This is a genomic window from Ruegeria sp. SAZD013 (assembly GCF_059612525.1).
On sequence record NZ_JBXWQT010000018.1, the window covers coordinates 11,345 to 27,041 of the forward strand.

Genomic DNA, 15,697 nt, shown 5'->3' on the forward strand with positions numbered 1-15,697 from the left:
TTCGTACAAGCCCTACGCCGATCCGGCGAACACGATCGCCGGTCTTGTCAAACCAACATGGTCTGATAGGCTTTGGGCGCTCGGTTGGTCTCGTACGACGTTGCTTTGAAAGGCCTTCATCCGAAGTACCTCTTATATTGTTCCATTAGAATTCGTTTGAGGCAAAGAATAACGTCCAGGGCTTCTTACTCGGACAGTGGGCCCAATTGGGGCAACAAAACGGAGGCGCGTGCATGAATCGGACAATACCTGCAGACCCTTCACAGCCAAACATTCCCTATCGTTCGCGCTCGGTTAATCCAGAATTGAAAGTACTATGTATTCTAGTCGAAGCTGCAAATCGTTTTTTTCCAGTTGCTGACACAAAACGGTCGCCGATCAGAGCAGGTGTTGGTCTAGTACTGGCAGTAGCTCTGATATCTACTCCCATTCAGTCATTCGCAGAAGTTACCGTGATAGGTCCCGGCGAACGCGTCACAGTGGAGGATGGCGGGCGACAGACGTCGATGATCGTCACAGGTGTTCTGGGCGCACAGGTTGTTCCGGAGTATTTCGGAGCGAATAGTCAGCAGCTTTATCCAATGGGAAGTGTCGAAGTTCCGTTTCTGTTTTCTCAGTTTCTTCGGTATGGCGATCCGGTCCTGACGGAAGATCCATTGGTATTTCCTCCCGGGTTCATTCCCAGGCTATCAGCGCGATATGTTCCGCCACGGGACTCTTCCGACTACCCAGAGCTGACTGGCCTGGAAGATGTCGGTCTATCCATCGAAATCGGCGCAGGGGTCGGATATGTTTCGCGGAACGCCGAAGTTTTTGCAGATCTTCGGTATGGGCTGGGCGGGCACGACAGTTTCGTCGCCGCAATCGAAGCCAATTACATAGCGCGCCCGATGGATCGAATGACAGTGCGCTTCGGGCCGCGACTGCTGTTCGGTACAGACAAATATAATCAGACTTATTTCGGAATTACGCCGGACGAAGCCATACGCAGTCAATACCCCGCCTACGACCCAGCTGGAGGGTTGGTCAGTGCAGGGTTGGAACTCGTCGTCACCCACAGGTTCGCCGATACTTGGTGGCTGGAAGTTGGTGCCAAATACGAAAGGTTTCAAGACGCGGCTGCCGGCTCACCCATCGTTCGTAATGGGTCCGCCGATCAGTTCGAAGTGCGTGTTGGTCTCCGTCGCGCCTTTTTAGTGCGCTTCTGACGTGGTCGAAACCATTTCGCACAGACCACTTGTAGGGGATTTGTTGCAAAGATGTGAGCCCGTCGAGTTGTATCAGCAATCGCCTGTGAGTCAGACGGCGAGCTCAGCGAACTGCTGAAATGGACAGAGTCAAGGTTTTGATTTGGCCCTTGCGGATCATGTACGACACTTCAATTCCGTCGAGCGTTGCCGCCGCTGAAGCGAAGGCCTTGAACCCCAGCATTGGTCGCGTGCGTCTCTTGATGAAACGATGTTCCTGTTCCACGATATTGTTCAAGTATTTCCGCCTCACCATCTCAATCGGGATCGTGCAGACAAAGTCTTTGAGCATTTTATTGATGGCCTTAATCCCCGTTACTCTGATTATGCCTCCTTCATTTTAAAAGTTTTTTCGTGTGTCCAGATGCCGAGCATCAGGATCGCAAGTCTTCTGGCAAGAGCGACAACGCCTTTTTGTGACTGGTAGGGGTTTCGAGAGCCCGAGCCCATCTCTGTAATTCCGATCCATTGCCCAGTTTTACTCGGTTCAGAAAACTGTCTGCCGTCATCGACTACCGGGTAAATTTAGGGGGTAACTCAAGAACACTGCGAAGAGGATCACATCTTTCGGATACTGTGCGCCTTGGAAGGAGATCATAAACAGACTTTCGACTTCAATATTTTGATATCCATTCACTCGAAACACTTATGAGCGTCAGCAGTCAAAACTTAGCAACAGATCCCCTTGACTCTGCCCGTTTCGTCAATCCGACGAGTTGGCAATCTGAACCCATAGCGATCGCAAATCTATTTGACCGACCTAAAACTTTGCAATGAAACCTATCTACTCGCCTCGCACCTCGACGAATCGGCTCGCCTCAAGCCTCTTCAGTCCCTCGTCAATTCGCGCACGTAGCCGATCGTCCATCATAATTTTCGCTGCATAGTCTGTGGGATCGACGCCGCGTTCTGTGAATGTCGCGATCGCGGCGCGGGCACTTTCGAATTCCCCGGCCAGCGCATGCGTGACCGCGATCAGTAACCAGTCGTAGATCGCATCGTGCGCGTCGATGTCACGGACAAGGTCGGAGGCTGAGCAATAATCTCCCGCGATCAATGGTTCCATCGCGAGCGATATGGACACCCAGATTGGCAGCAACGGGTTGCGTTCGCGCGCTTCTCGCACAAGCGCTAGGCCGTCTTCGATGTCACCCGACTTGGCGAGCCAGCCACCGACCAATGCCATCATCAGCGTCGCGTTTGGGTTAGCATCGACGGCACGCGAGATTAGATTTCGGTACCGTGCAGCGTCCCCCTGTGCTTGGGTAAAGGCTGCTGAGGCAAAAAGCGCCTCCTGGCAATTGGGAGCCAGAGCGATGGCCTTCTCAGCGTGGATTCTTCCCGGCTCGATCACATCTTCGATCGGGGTAGCGCCGAGTGTCGCTGCTTCGATCAATGCTATCGCAACCAAAGCATGGGCGAGACCGCTCGATGGGTTGTGCCGGAGGGCGCCTTCTGCGAGCTCCTGAAACTCCTTCAGGCTATCAAGTCGTGATGTACCTACGTGTGCATGAAACGCCAGAAGCGCTTCATAGACGCCTGCATCCGTAGCACTGCGGCCGGTATATTGCGCGTTCAGATCTTCGGCGACGATACCGTAGGCATCAGCCAACCGTCTCGCACATTGGCACGCGATGTCCTCCTGAAGTCCGAATACATCGGCATAGTTGGACTCGATCCGAAACCGGTCTGACCAGATCAAGGTCTCATCAGGAAGCCGGCTCAACTGGACTAAAATGCGAAGGTTCCCACCGGCCTCGCGAACGTTGCCACGCAATATGTAGTCGACCCCTCCTGCAAGGGCCGAATTGTTGTTGTCAGATGCGATCACGCTCTCATGCCAACCGGAAATCACGCGTAGATGGCCAAAGCGCGCCAGCTCAAGTGCGATCTCCTCGGGAAGTCCGTCTCGGTACAATCGCGCCTTTTCTCCATCTTCTCCGGTAAAACCCAGGATAGCCAGCTTGGGCAACTCCGTCTGCGGGGTCCTTATTACCTTGGCCCGAACTGGAGGTCGCATATCGAAGCAAGGTCGATAGTGCCCCTTTGGCACCGATACCACCAACTGGTCTCCGGCGCCCGAGGTCAGGTAATAGTGTTCGAGTGCCTTTCGCAACTTGATCGCTTCGAGCCGGACGACGGGATCGCTGTTAGGGTCGAAACTGGCGTCGCGACCGAAAACATCCATTGCCAGTGCAGTGCCCTTAAGGAGATCTCCACGTCCGGCGAGTTCTTCCTTCACAAGGTGGGTCAGGAACCTTTGAACCCGTGGCCCGGCGGTGAAATCCGAAGAGGAAAGAATGCGATTGAGTTGTGCAGTGACCGCTTCCTCATCTGGTTGAATTTCGGTCAATGCTTTCACACTCCCTAGCACCAACTTGTATCGGGTTCATACAGGCCGATGGTAGCAGCGTCGAAGAGCATGGTCGAGAGGGCCGCCCGGAAGCTTCGCAGCAGAGCCTCCTAAACATAACGGTGGACCAGTTCAGTAAGGGTGGCGCAGTTCCGCATTCTCGATGGCAAATTGATATTATTCATATATGATGGAACGACTGACAGGGGAGACAACAGATGAAGTTTATTTCTGCCAGTGTACTGGCACTATGTGCCAGCCTTGCTCATGCTCAGGATGCCGCAGACCTGGTTTTGAAAAATGCTTTCGTCCTGACAATGGACAAAGAAAATCCCGAGGCGCAAGCCGTTGCCGTACGAGGCAATCAGATCGTGTATGTTGGCGACGTGAATGGCGTGGAAAGCTTGACTGGCGAGAACACCGAAGTCCTTGATCTGACCGGCAAGATGGTGCTCCCCGGCTATGTCAGCGCCCACGACCATGTTCTTGGCTCCGCTTGGTCGACACTAGGCGTCGATCTGAATGCGGCAAAAGACAAAGAAGAAACACTGCAGATGCTGCGGGACTACGTGGCGGAAAACCCGGATCTGCCGATCGTTGTCGGCCAAGGATACAATGCAACCCTTATGGGGGGGGCGCCGACTGCCGCTGAGTTGGATGAAATCATCCCCGACAAGATCGCGATTATCATCGACTTCACCATTCACGATGCCTGGCTGAACACCAAGGCGCTCGAAGCAGGAAACATCACCAAAGATACGCCGGACCCGGTGCCAGGGGTTACTTACTGGATCAGGGATGACGACGGAAACCCATTGGGCGTCGGGAAGGAAGGTTCGTGGTTCCCTGTCTATACGAAAGTCGCTTGGGAACCCGAGCGAATGATCGAGGAAAGCCGCGAAAAACTTCAGCCGCAAGTGGTCGCAGGTGGCACAACAACAGCACTGATTCCTGGTGTTGTCACTCCGAATTTCACAAACGCACCTGGCATGTTCGATGATTTGGAGATTTCCATGAAGGTGCTTGAAAAAGCGCTCGCCGAGGGTGATTTGCCAGTGCGAACATTTGTTCAACCGGCCTACAAGGACGCGACAGCCGATCCGGTTGAATTTGCGGCGCGGGCACGTGCAATGGCCGACAAGTACAACGGTGACTTGTTTCGCGTACATGGCATCAAGTTACACCCCGAAGGGACATGGAGTGCCGGCGCGGTTCTGATGCTTGAGCCGTTCGAGGGAACAGACAATATAGGCATCTCGGCGGTGAAACCGGATCAGATGAAAGAGGTCGTCAAGGCCGCAAACGACCAAGGTCTAGATGTTTTTGCCCATGTTGAAGGGTCGGGCACTGTGCGTGGGATGATTGACGCGATCCTTGCGTCGCGCGACTCCGGCAACGCGGACGAGCGCAATGCGCTGCATCACTATCAGATCGTTCATCCTGATGACCAGCAACGCATGATCGACAACAGCATTCCGGTAAACATCACCCCGATTTTTTCGGTAGATTGGGCTGGGCAGGATCAGGACTTTCTCAGCATGTTGGGTGACACGCGCACGAACGAGCGTGTTTCTCAATACAGGCCACTGGCCGATGCCGGGGTCAGCGTCAGCCTTGCAGGAGATTACCCATCCGCGCCGATGTCGACCAACAGTATGCTCTATCAGATCTATACTGCGGTTACGTTCAAGAACCCCCTGGACCCCGCGAACTCTAAGAAGTTCCCAAATGGAGCTGCCCCGCTGGACCTGATGCAGGCGATTGAGGCCGTAACAATCAATCCAGCTTGGCAATTGAGAATGGAAGACAAACTGGGCTCCCTAGAGGTGGGGAAATTGGCCGATATCGTGATTCTGGACCGAAACATTCTGGAATTGGATAATCCCGAAGAGCTGCTGACGACCAAGGTTCAAGCAACGATTATGGATGGACAATTCCGCCATCGGGATGGACTATAGTCGCGGTCAATACGACCGAACTTCAGAGGCACCCCAAATTATGGAGGTGCCTCTTTTTTCGTTTTGACCCAGATGTTTGATCCCAAGGTTTGATAATGCGACCCTTTCGCAGCCCTGGAATTGGGACACATCATATTCGCGACGGATGTAGGTCGACATGATCTGCGAGGTCAAAAGGATTCGGTACCGCCTGCACAATCTGAATTCAGGGCCAAATCGAATACTCCACATTCCGAACCATCAGACGCCTGTAGGCGAGCACTTGGGGCGGGACAAAAACAGAATTCGTCCAGATCGCCGCTGCCTCGCTTTCGTAGCTGACGTGATCGTCGAGCACTATCCGCACGACCCGTGTACGTGTCTCAGGTGAATAGCGGTTCGCTCTGTTGTTTTTTTTGGCTGCGATCTTTCCTTGATTTGGAGCCTCCGGAAACCCCGGAGCGGGTCACTTCAAGGCTGCCGAGCATACCTCAGGCTAATCCCGAAACGCTTTAGTGTTGAGCTTTTAAGGCCAACAAGCATCAACGGTCCACCGTGTTCTTTCTGCGCTCGAAGAGGGAAAGAATATGTGCCGCAATCACCATTACCAGCCAAATCAAAGACGAACTGAAATTTTCGGCCGCAGCAAGTGGCAAAACCGCAAACCCAAATAATATTGAAACGAAATCACTTGCCTGCCAGCCATCGGCAAGCAGGTCGGGCAATAATCCAAGAAAGCTGCCGAATGCGCCTGCAATCAATGTTGACAAAAGTCCGCCAACCAATGCTGTCACCCATCCCCCAACGCCTGAACGACCAAACATCGGAGCAAGCAGAAACCCCATGAACGCCCCACCCAACGTCATCGCAATCACGTAGCGTATCACCAGCCCGAAGTTCTGCTTCGCCCACTCGTCACTCAACCCGCCGGGAAGGTCCCGAGAAAGGAAGAGCAGGAATAAGCTTGCACCGATCACGGCCATTACCAATGTTGCTGCTCGTCGTGGCGCTTTATACTGTGATTTCGCGACTGTCATTCAATCGGTCCAAATCGAGAGGGATTTTGATGGGTGCGAACGGGGCCGCTCCGTGGCTCGGTTTTTTCGCGTAAACAGGTCAACCGCATCAATCTGCTTGTTTAATTATACAACAAAACGCGTGCGCGGCGTCAACGGCAAGCAAGGGAATTAAAACCATGCAAAACATCCAGGAACATTGATTGCATTTGCGGTCGTCAAATGGTCGGGGCTGCCGTCGGTGCCACTCAACTGTTTCTAACGAAAACAATTAACGACCGTGGGGAGCAAGTCACGGCCTATCAACAAATAAACAAATTTGATTATGATCGCCTTACAAAGGCGGCGAGGTGTTCCATTATGAAGCGGTTTTGGCAAGTTCTCCTATCTTCAAATTCAGCACGTGCATTTTTCCCTGTTTCGACACAGGTTTCAGCGGTTCTCGGCGCTCTGACATTCATTGCAGCTTCGATAATCGGCGGCACAGCGGCGGCTCAGTTTCCAATTGCGGGAAGCTACGGGTTGGGTGGCGGGTTGGGACAAACCTCTGCTGTACTGCCTCCTCAGGGAACTAGGGTAATCGAAAATGGGTGGATCAACTACGATATCCAACGTTATGTCGATGACAACGGAGATGACATCGGTGCACCAACGCCCACAGTCAACGCGGCCCGGTTGACCTTCAGATATGTTTTTCGTGACGTCAGGATACTCGGGGCCGATTATGCGGCAGGCGTTGTCCTGACTTACCGAGATCAGATATTGCGGCCTGAACCCGGGTCGGGGACAGACTACCATCTGGGAGACACAGTTGTCACACCAATCGCGTTGGGGTGGCATCACAATACCTGGCACTTTCAAACATCCTACACCTTTTGGGCCCCAACCGGAGAATTTGAAGCGGGTGGAAGCACCAACACCGGCAAGGGCCTTTGGAGCCACATGCTGTTCGTAGGATCAACATGGCAGCAGGACGCAGGCCTGCCTTGGGCGGCAACGTTTCAGGCACGTTACGAAACGTTCGGACGCCAGAAAACCACCGATATTCGCCCAGGTGACGTCCTGTCATTGGAGTTTGCTTTTGGAAAAGAAGTCGCCCGGGGCTTCAGTCTGGGGCTTTTGGCGGCACGATCATTCCAAGTTTCAAAGCAAAGCGGTACACCCGGAGGCAATCCCTCAAAATATGAGATCAACCTAATCGGAGCTGAAGGTGTCTGGAAACCCAAAGATCTTCCAGGCGCTCAGATCGCCTTGCGCATGGGGAAGGAATTTGACAACCGAAACACGACGGAAGGCTTCGCGACCCTGCTGTCGCTTGCCTACGCATTTTAACCGGAGTGCATGAGGTCATTCGGTGAATCGTTTACCTTCAAAGGCAAAATGAGAGAAGATCGTGCCTGCGTGGCGATTTTGGCTATGAGTGTAGGCTGTGCTGCGACAGCGCAAAGTACTGATCCGGATGCTTCAGAAGCGGCGGCACGCGCAGCATTGTCAGTTTTGAGTATTGCTGCCACCCCAAACGAAACAATGTCTTCTTTTTCTTTTCTAAGGGCAACAGGCGACACAAAAAGCCTTAGATCAAGCCAACTCCGAGGCGGGTATCACCCGCTCGAAAATGGCTTATATCTTGAAGGGCTTGTGGCTTATCAGAAATACAACCCGGTGCTTTTCTTTCCAGAAATTGCACCTGGTGTCGGTGTGGACGTGACCTGGGCAAGTGTAGCGGCAACCTTTGGTTTAGGCTGGGAGTTTCCGTTGAAAAACGACTGGCGCATTCGTCCGGTCGGGCATGTATCATTCGGCCATGTTACGGCTGATGCTTCAATTATTGACTTCCCGTTGCTTCCGGTCAATTCGCAGTCGGCGGATTCAGTTGACGGAAACCTGAATGCACTGGGATTAGGGGCATCTGTCGCCGTATTCAAGGAGACCCAGGTTGGCCTTTGGCAGGCAGAATACCGATTTCGCCAAACGTTTCTGGAGTTTCACCCAATTGACGAACCACAAGCCGGTGGGGCCAAGGCCAACTCCAACCAGACGACGCTTTTTTCTCGCCATCGCTATCCTTTGAAAGATGTCAGGTTCTTCAACTTGCCCACGCACCTAGTTCTGGATGCTGGACTGGTGTACTATCGAGGGGATGCCGCAAAGGTTCTGGACACCGATTGGTTGGCAACTGCTGGTGTCGGCATCGAGTTCGACGCAAGCCGAATTGGTGTTCCATTGGTTCAGGCCGGGCGGATAATGCTGAGTGGTGTAATCGCCGAGGATTTTGACGGTTATTCCATAGGCTTGGGCCTAAGGTTTTAGCGTCGCGCTCAACTTTGAACTTAAGACAATGTTCGGACGTGGGTTTCCCCGTTGGGAATCCAAATCTATGAATCTTGTAAGTTTCTAAATCTGTTGCAAACTTTTGACCTATGGCCTTCGTTGAGTTAGCGCCTGTTTGGCTGATGGCAGGTGTTGTCACGTTAACCCGCGATCCGCATAAAGATCCTGGTTTTTGGATTTCAAACGTAAACGGTAACTCGATCACACGTGGGCAGCGAGGTTCCAGGGCAAGAGATCGTCGATCTGGCTTTGTTTGTGGCCGTTGACGATGGCTGAGAGCGTTGCGGTCAGGTATACATGTGGATCGACGTTGTTAAGCTTGCAGGTTTCGATCAGCGAGGCGATGACGCCCCGGTTTTCGGCGTCCGCGTCGTGTCCGGCGAAGAGCGCGTTTTTCCTGTTCAGGGGCAGTACCCGTTCATTCTGCCCATGTCGGGCAGCTTTCCCGTGTGCGTTACGGATGGAATGCCTATTTCGGTTCAGATATCCGGGTGTTTCAATCCCGCCAGCGCGGTGATGGACAATACGTAGCTTTGGAGCGCGATCATGGCACCGGAGTGGGTTCTTGACGCGGCAGTGTGTTCGACCCTGAGTTTGGGCGTCCCGCTGGTTTCCATTGCTGCGCTTAATGATCTTCATGGTGTTCTCGCGTCCCTGGGGTTCCGGCGAAGCGTTTCGAAGAGGAAACGACAAAGGAGGCCGAGTATGATTCCGGAACGAAGGACCGATCCAGCGCAGCTGCCGCTACCCTTTCATCCCAATCCGATTATGCAGATTACGCAGGAGGAGAAGGCAACTGCTCTGACCGCGCTGGCCCAACTTCTGCTTTCGGCCGAGCCTCCCCCACTGAACTGGTCCACCGCTATGTTTAGGAAACGGAGGACCACGAATGTCCTTTACGACCTTCTCACTGTGGCTCTGCTTGGTTCCGGGTTTCTTTCTCATCTCCACTCCTTGGTGGTTACGATGAGCCAGAAATCCTCTCTTATCAAATCAACCTAAACTGTCCCATTAGCACTGACGTCAGAAACTGGTTGTGAATCCTGACCCTAGAATCAATTACCCCGACTACGCATAAATTATGTGAAGTCGGGATATATTTGGTTAGCTTGCCACTCCTAAAAACGGTAGTTCAAACCGAATGTCGCAGTGGTGACACTAAAATTATTGTCTCCGCCGGATGTGTCAAACCTGTCTTCAAGAATTTCGCCGAATAGTGAAACGTTATTAGAAATGCGGTGCTCCAATCCAATGCCGATTGTATATCCCCATTCGTCATTGGTTGCACTACTCGCAGCGTAAGCTGAGCCGGTCGTTACGTAGGCCAAGGTGTCTCCAAAAGAATAGCCACCCCGAATTTTGATGCGGCTCAAGCTGTCCAAGTCGCCAATACCTGCGGAAACATTGGAGTAGCTAGAGTCAACTGAAAGACCAGCTACCCAACTACCGTCAATTCCCCAATCGCGACCCACATGAAGTCCAACCAAGTCGCCATGGCCGTCCAAGTCCTCTGCAAGGTTCCCATAGCCAAAACGGGCTCCGACGTAGCTGCCATTCCAGTCTGCTGCGAAAGCAGGAACAGAGGTGAACGCCATCACTGTGGTCATTGCGATCGCCGCGGGTTTTATTACCATTCTTCCAGACATTGTCTTACCTCGGTGAGTTGTTCGTTTGAGATCCGACGGTATGAGATTTGTTAACCGTCCTCTGGTTAACTGTGGAAGATTGAGAACATTCTGGAGGTTCGAAACTGTAAGTTACAGTTACCGAACTGAACCTTCCCATCTGAATAAAACTGACCTGCCCGGTGTTGTTACGTTAGCTCGCGATCAAGCAAAGAATACTGTTTAATAAAATTCAGGCTGCTTGAGTGGCGGCATTCCAGGCGTCAATTGCTTCGAGGCGGTGATATCGAATTGTTCAGGCGGAGCGGCGGCGAGCGGGGACGCTGGAGCGGTTGCGGATTGCGGAGTGTGTCGCCATGTACCTTTGCAACCCTGCTGGAGAGCGACGGCCTTGCATTGTCCTTTCTCGCTTTCGGAATGGGAGATGGCTGTTTTCGGCGCGGTTATTGAGGCCCTTGTGCGACCAATGCTCCAGACCCGGCGCTACCTCTCGCTTGGCGGCACCATACGAGCGCAGCACGTCCGTGATGATCCGCTTGGGAGTGAAACCAAGACGCTTCATCAGGCGGCGTAACAGCCGTTTTTCAGCCCATTTGTCCCGTTTCGGTTGGAGTATTTCGTCCAGCACGACGCCATGCTGATCAACCGCGCGCCAAAGCCAATATTCGCGACAATAGAGTCTCACAACAACTTCATCGAGATGCCAGACATCGCCAGGACGGTTCAGTCTCTGCCGCAGGTTTCGAGTTACCGCCGGCCCGAACTTGAAGAACCAACGCAGGACGGTTTCGTAAGAAGCATCGATCCCCCGCTGCAGCATCAACTCTTCAGTTTCCCACAGGCTCAGATTGAAGCGAACGTACAGCCACACCGCTTGCGCGATGATCTGAGGTGGAAATCGGTGGCGCCTGTAGCTGACCGATGACGAAATCATCGATGTCACCTACGTCTAAATCGTATCATAGTCACCCTCGAGCGCAATCGCTACAGCGGCCCGGCCAGCCTCATAAACTGCTGTATCTGCCGGCATGTTTACACGGAACGGTTGGTCGTTTTGGCGGAAGGCCAGACCGTTTGTGCCCACGATCGCATCATCGATCTGTCACACCACAAATCCGGCAGCGTGATCTATGACTGGTGACATCACTTCGCTGTGATCCAACGCAAGCCCGGCGCCCGGCGCAATATCTAGCCTCAACAATCTCGCCGAATAACTTGGCAATGCCGTTTCAAAAACTATCTGCCCTAGTGGAGTTAGCGTTGCGACGAGGGAAACTTCCTTGACTCTATGCTGGCTAAGGACCACTAAAGTGCATTGGTGAAAATTACTCGTCGTCGCGATGCTGCCGGCTTCGATGATCCAATGGCCTTCAGACTAATTGTAGCATGTGCCCAGCACAGGAACGGGTTTCGCTGGGGTCTTCGCTATGAGCTCGTTCCTCGCAAGCATTCGCAACTGTCACCTGACATGCACCAGTCACCGCGTGACCCATGAAAGAAGGCGCCGTATGAACAGCACATGGCTCATTAATTGCGTGCTTGATGGCCGATAGATCAGGTCTCAGGCTCCGCTTCAATCAGTCATTCATCGTGTTTACGCGCTGCATTCTTTGTTTGATCCCAGCACTTTTGGTGTCGCTCTCAGGAACAAAGCTTCCTGCCCAAGTCGCAGGCAATGCCGATGGATCAGTTTGTGACGAAGGTTTCGAAAACAAGAATGGATCGTGCCAAAGAACAGACTTACCAGAAAACGCATATTTGACAGGTAGCTCCTATGGCAGTGGCTGGGAATGCAATCACGGTTTTCAGAATGTCGGAGATCTCTGTGAGGAAATAAGAGTTCCTGAAAATGCCTATCTTGCATCAACCGGAGATCAGTGGGAGTGCAATCGGCTGTTCCAGCGTGTCGAAGAAAAATGCGAAGAACTGATCGCACCTCAAAATGGATACGTCGAAACCAGGTTTGGCGCACAGGAAATACACTGCAACTGGGGATTTCGTAAGGAGAACCAGGATTGTGTTGCAATAGAAGTCCCAAAAAACGGTCGTCTGAGCGATAAAAAAAGCTCGGATGGTTGGGTATGCCTCAGAGGTTACAACGCAGCGGAGAGCGGCTGTGAGCCTGTGGCTGTTCCACAGCATGCGTATCTTGAACCAGATTCCTACTCTGGATGGAAATGCGAACGTGGTTTTCGCGCAAACCGGGACAGGTGCGATGCGATCCTTGTTCCTTCAAACGCTCATTTGAATCGAAGAGGTGATGGTTGGGAATGCAATCGGCCGTTCACACGACAGAACGATAAGTGCGCCGAAAAAATTCCGCGAAAATAGGTTCGTGGAAATCAATATCGCCTGACAAATCCGGAAGGACCAAGCCGTGAACCATAACTCGATTGACGAAAATCTTGGCAAAAGGATCAAAGCCGAAAAGGCGCGTCGCCGGTCCCACGGGATTAAGATATCTATAGCGTTAGCAGTGTTTGTTGCAGCGGTAATTGTAGTGGTGTTTCTCTGATGCGTAAAAATGCCCCTCAAGTGACCCTTTCTGACTCAAAGATGTCAGTGCGTGGTCTGGAACAAAGAGCATTTCAGGACCGCAGTGTTCGCAAGACGCGGAACGCTGACGTATCAGAAGTGATCGAAGTAGAATTTGGAAAGTACTTGATTAAGGCTGGCATTCTGAGCGGTAACAGCGTTGCGCGCGCATTCCCCAAGCCACCAGCGAAAACGCAAGGTTTGATTGCTGATGCAGTTGGCGAAACACCGTCATTGGCCATTGAAGCCTTAAAAGAAATTCTCGAAGAGCGAGACAGGAAACGCAGCGCTCGACGTCGTTTGGAGGCGAACTCCGGCAACTTCATTCCCAGTGAAGGAGAATATGTCGAAGCATTGCGCCAGATCAGGCTCTCCACTGCGCAGGTCACCATGCTCAAAGCACTTACAATCGCAGGCAAGGAAGGACTGAGCATTGGTCAGTTAACTAAGGCAGCTGGTTACAAATCGCGCGAGGCGTCCGTCAAGGTCTTCAAGAAAATCGGGCTATTGATTGCAGAATATCTGGAACTCGAGCTTCCCGAAGCCGGATCGGCACAGAATGATGGCGCCGCTCAGGTATTGGCATTTTCTCACGTCAAAAGTGACGATGAACCAGCGACTTGGATCATGCATCAGGAGCTGCGCGATGCTGTTCGTTCGGTTCTATGACGCACGTTCCAGCGCCTGCCTTTGAAGCGAACTTCGAACCGGAATAAACGCAAGAAAGGCGCACACGTAGCTTATGTTGGAGAAAAAACCATATCCGCTCGACCTGATCTATGTACCTGTGAAACGGGCCAAAACACTTGATCAACAAAAGGTTCTGACGCTGGCAGAAGATATCCTGAAGAATGGCCAGAAGACGCCGATCCAGATACGTGCGGACAACAAGCGGTTCGTGCTGATTGAAGGCCTTCACCGACTAGAGGCCATTCGCGCCCTAGGCGGTGAAACGGTTGAAGCCTATTTGGTCCGTGCCAGACTACACTAAACTCTTTTTGAGATTGGCGTTCGACAAAGCCTCGGAAAATGCCAGCAGGCGCTGACCTTCTTCATCCCAAAGATGCAATCGTGCACAGTGAAAGCTCTCGAACAAAGTAATACGCTGGCAATTTTCCAACTCGGAATGGTCGCGCAAAACTTCGTCAAGCCGGTAAAAAGGTATGCGGCTGGCAAGGTGGTGAACATGGTGCACACCAATATTGGCAGAGAACCACCGCAGGATACCTGGCAGGGCATAGTGAGAACTTCCATAGAATGCTGCGTTCTGAAGATTCCACCCTTCTTCCCGCTCCCAGGTCGTGTGTTCAAACTGGTGTTGAATGTAGAAAAGCCAAATACCAATCGACGCGGCGACGATCATGGTTGGCAGGAATACATAAACCAGTACATCCATGCCTCCGGTCCAAAAAATCAGAGCCAGGACCACCGCAATCGCGGCGTTTGTTCCCATTGCACTTGCCCAATACAGCCAGCCTGACCGCATGAAACCAAAGGGCAAGCGATTTTGAAGAAAGAACGTGTAGACCGGTACGATACAGAACAGGAAGAAGGGGTTCCGTATTAACCTGTAAGCGGCACGACCGGCCCACTTTCGCTTCAGGTATTCCTCTACAGTCAACGTAGGGATATCGCCCATCCCGCGCCGATCAAGGTTGCCGGTTGAGGCGTGGTGGATCGCATGGCTTTGCCGCCAGACGTCATAGGGTGTGAGGGCGAGAACACCCAGGACCCGACCGGTCCAATTGCAAACGGTGCGGTTTCTAAAGAAAGATCCGTGACCACAATCATGCATGATGATGAAGAGACGCACCAGAAATGCGGCGTTCAGGATGGCCAGTAGAACCGCGACCCAGACACTAAAAGATAACGCAAACCACGCTGCGCCCCATAGCGTGAAAAAGGGAATGACGGTGATTGCCAGCTCAAAAACGCTACGCTTCGTATCAGGCACACGGTATTGCGCGAGCGCCCGGGTCAATTCCTGCTGTTGCAACTGACTTGTTCTCCAACGCCTCTGAGGAACCCCCTGAGCATTCGGGCACCCCAGAAGGGTGCCCGTAGCAGGCTATGCGAGTGCCAGGTTGGCAGCGCTGTCGCGACCATCACGGCCAGCTTCGACGTCGAAGGTAACCTTCTGGCCGTCCTTCAATTCGCTGATGCCGGAACGTTCAAGTGCTGAAATATGCACGAACACGTCGCGCTTGCCACCTTCAGGTTCGATAAAGCCAAAACCTTTGGTCGAGTTGAACCATTTTACTGTGCCATTTGCCATGGTCGAAGTCTCCTAATACTTGCCGCCCGCATTATTGCGGCGACTCGGCGTGGTCGGTCTGAATCGAAAGACTGAACGCCGAATTTGGGAGACAGCAGGTCGAAAAAGAAAAACGTGAGCCTTGCGTATATGGGCTTAGCGTACACACGATACAAGTCTTGATACAATGGAAAGCGACAGAAGATCTGCGTCTGCCTAGCCCAAGTTTGGACAAAGATAAGCAGGACCATTGCTCTGTGGTTCGGAAATCAGAAGTCGGCTTCTGTGATAAAACCTGCCCAGTGCGTATGCAGCAAATTGATTGCTCAGATACGGCAGGTAGGGCTGACTGTCCGAATTCACCGCGCGCTACAAGAACACTGCGGCGAGGCACAAATG

General features: G+C 52.6%; 12 protein-coding genes and 4 pseudogenes. 8 read left to right on the forward strand and 8 right to left on the reverse strand.

The window, feature by feature from the left end:
* The first annotated feature begins 452 nt into the window (after positions 1–452).
* Positions 453–1,208 (forward strand): MipA/OmpV family protein, encoded by a 756-nt coding sequence (locus AC2FLU_RS04310; protein WP_480521017.1) that lies wholly within the window; start codon positions 453–455, stop codon positions 1,206–1,208.
* 90 nt (positions 1,209–1,298) lie between these two features.
* Here AC2FLU_RS04310 and AC2FLU_RS04315 read toward each other — a convergent pair.
* A pseudogene (locus AC2FLU_RS04315) lies at positions 1,299–1,560 on the reverse strand (DDE-type integrase/transposase/recombinase); the annotation flags it as partial.
* Positions 1,561–2,031: 471 nt separating this feature from the next.
* Positions 2,032–3,600 (reverse strand): hypothetical protein, encoded by a 1,569-nt coding sequence (locus AC2FLU_RS04320; RefSeq protein ID WP_496811879.1) that lies wholly within the window; start codon positions 3,598–3,600, stop codon positions 2,032–2,034.
* Positions 3,601–3,818: 218 nt separating this feature from the next.
* On the opposite strand from AC2FLU_RS04320, the gene AC2FLU_RS04325 reads away from it, so the two are divergent.
* A complete protein-coding gene (locus AC2FLU_RS04325; protein ID WP_496809074.1) occupies positions 3,819–5,558 on the forward strand; it encodes an amidohydrolase in 1,740 nt (579 codons plus the stop codon).
* Between the two features lie 521 nt (positions 5,559–6,079).
* Here AC2FLU_RS04325 and AC2FLU_RS04330 read toward each other — a convergent pair.
* Positions 6,080–6,574 carry a hypothetical protein gene (locus AC2FLU_RS04330; protein WP_496809073.1) on the reverse strand — a complete coding sequence of 165 codons (495 nt, stop codon included), beginning with the start codon at positions 6,572–6,574 and terminating at the stop codon, positions 6,080–6,082.
* 339 nt (positions 6,575–6,913) lie between these two features.
* On the opposite strand from AC2FLU_RS04330, the gene AC2FLU_RS04335 reads away from it, so the two are divergent.
* Together AC2FLU_RS04335 and AC2FLU_RS04340 are read left to right on the forward strand one after the other, a co-directional pair.
* On the forward strand, positions 6,914–7,885 hold the full coding sequence (locus tag AC2FLU_RS04335; RefSeq protein WP_496811880.1) for a SphA family protein: 972 nt from the start codon (positions 6,914–6,916) through the stop codon (positions 7,883–7,885).
* A 9-nt stretch (positions 7,886–7,894) separates the two neighbouring features.
* Entirely contained in the window at positions 7,895–8,863 is a 969-nt protein-coding gene (locus AC2FLU_RS04340; protein WP_496809072.1) for a hypothetical protein, read from the forward strand.
* Between the two features lie 222 nt (positions 8,864–9,085).
* Here the strand turns inward: AC2FLU_RS04340 and AC2FLU_RS04345 are convergent.
* From AC2FLU_RS04345 to AC2FLU_RS04355, 3 genes and pseudogenes are all read right to left on the reverse strand, one after another.
* Positions 9,086–9,301: pseudogene (locus AC2FLU_RS04345) on the reverse strand (transposase domain-containing protein); the annotation flags it as partial.
* 701 nt (positions 9,302–10,002) lie between these two features.
* Positions 10,003–10,491 (reverse strand): outer membrane protein, encoded by a 489-nt coding sequence (locus tag AC2FLU_RS04350; RefSeq protein ID WP_480521005.1) that lies wholly within the window; start codon positions 10,489–10,491, stop codon positions 10,003–10,005.
* A 250-nt stretch (positions 10,492–10,741) separates the two neighbouring features.
* Positions 10,742–11,443, reverse strand: a pseudogene (locus AC2FLU_RS04355) (IS6 family transposase).
* A 27-nt stretch (positions 11,444–11,470) separates the two neighbouring features.
* On the opposite strand from AC2FLU_RS04355, the pseudogene AC2FLU_RS04360 reads away from it, so the two are divergent.
* From AC2FLU_RS04360 to AC2FLU_RS04375, 4 genes and pseudogenes are all read left to right on the forward strand, one after another.
* Positions 11,471–11,647 (forward strand): annotated as a pseudogene (locus AC2FLU_RS04360) (IS21 family transposase); the annotation flags it as partial.
* Between the two features lie 404 nt (positions 11,648–12,051).
* On the forward strand, positions 12,052–12,840 hold the full coding sequence (locus AC2FLU_RS04365; protein WP_480521003.1) for a hypothetical protein: 789 nt from the start codon (positions 12,052–12,054) through the stop codon (positions 12,838–12,840).
* A gap of 183 nt (positions 12,841–13,023) precedes the next feature.
* Positions 13,024–13,713 (forward strand): hypothetical protein, encoded by a 690-nt coding sequence (locus AC2FLU_RS04370; RefSeq protein ID WP_480473582.1) that lies wholly within the window; start codon positions 13,024–13,026, stop codon positions 13,711–13,713.
* 73 nt (positions 13,714–13,786) lie between these two features.
* Complete coding sequence (locus AC2FLU_RS04375; RefSeq protein WP_496715598.1) at positions 13,787–14,035, forward strand: ParB N-terminal domain-containing protein; 249 nt, start codon at positions 13,787–13,789, stop codon at positions 14,033–14,035.
* On the opposite strand, the gene AC2FLU_RS04380 is transcribed toward AC2FLU_RS04375, so the two are convergent.
* Both AC2FLU_RS04380 and AC2FLU_RS04385 read right to left on the reverse strand, forming a co-directional pair.
* Positions 14,027–15,040, reverse strand: a complete 1,014-nt coding sequence (locus tag AC2FLU_RS04380; RefSeq protein WP_496811881.1) for a fatty acid desaturase — start codon at positions 15,038–15,040, stop codon at positions 14,027–14,029. The two genes, AC2FLU_RS04375 and AC2FLU_RS04380, sit on opposite strands and share 9 nt — an antisense overlap.
* A 72-nt stretch (positions 15,041–15,112) precedes the next feature.
* Positions 15,113–15,319, reverse strand: a complete 207-nt coding sequence (locus tag AC2FLU_RS04385; RefSeq protein WP_480473585.1) for a cold-shock protein — start codon at positions 15,317–15,319, stop codon at positions 15,113–15,115.
* Positions 15,320–15,697 lie beyond the last annotated feature (378 nt).

What these genes read in the sequence shown, in the direction of transcription:
- AC2FLU_RS04325 (WP_496809074.1), top strand. Translation starts at nt 3,819, where the DNA reads ATGAAGTTTATTTCTGCCAGTGTACTGGCACTATGTGCCAGCCTTGCT.
- AC2FLU_RS04385 (WP_480473585.1), bottom strand. Translation starts at nt 15,319, where the DNA reads ATGGCAAATGGCACAGTAAAATGGTTCAACTCGACCAAAGGTTTTGGC.
- AC2FLU_RS04350 (WP_480521005.1), bottom strand. Translation starts at nt 10,491, where the DNA reads ATGACCACAGTGATGGCGTTCACCTCTGTTCCTGCTTTCGCAGCAGAC.
- AC2FLU_RS04370 (WP_480473582.1), top strand. Translation starts at nt 13,024, where the DNA reads ATGCGTAAAAATGCCCCTCAAGTGACCCTTTCTGACTCAAAGATGTCA.
- AC2FLU_RS04330 (WP_496809073.1), bottom strand. Translation starts at nt 6,574, where the DNA reads ATGACAGTCGCGAAATCACAGTATAAAGCGCCACGACGAGCAGCAACA.
- AC2FLU_RS04365 (WP_480521003.1), top strand. Translation starts at nt 12,052, where the DNA reads ATGGCCGATAGATCAGGTCTCAGGCTCCGCTTCAATCAGTCATTCATC.
- AC2FLU_RS04340 (WP_496809072.1), top strand. Translation starts at nt 7,895, where the DNA reads ATGAGGTCATTCGGTGAATCGTTTACCTTCAAAGGCAAAATGAGAGAA.
- AC2FLU_RS04335 (WP_496811880.1), top strand. Translation starts at nt 6,914, where the DNA reads ATGAAGCGGTTTTGGCAAGTTCTCCTATCTTCAAATTCAGCACGTGCA.
- AC2FLU_RS04375 (WP_496715598.1), top strand. Translation starts at nt 13,787, where the DNA reads ATGTTGGAGAAAAAACCATATCCGCTCGACCTGATCTATGTACCTGTG.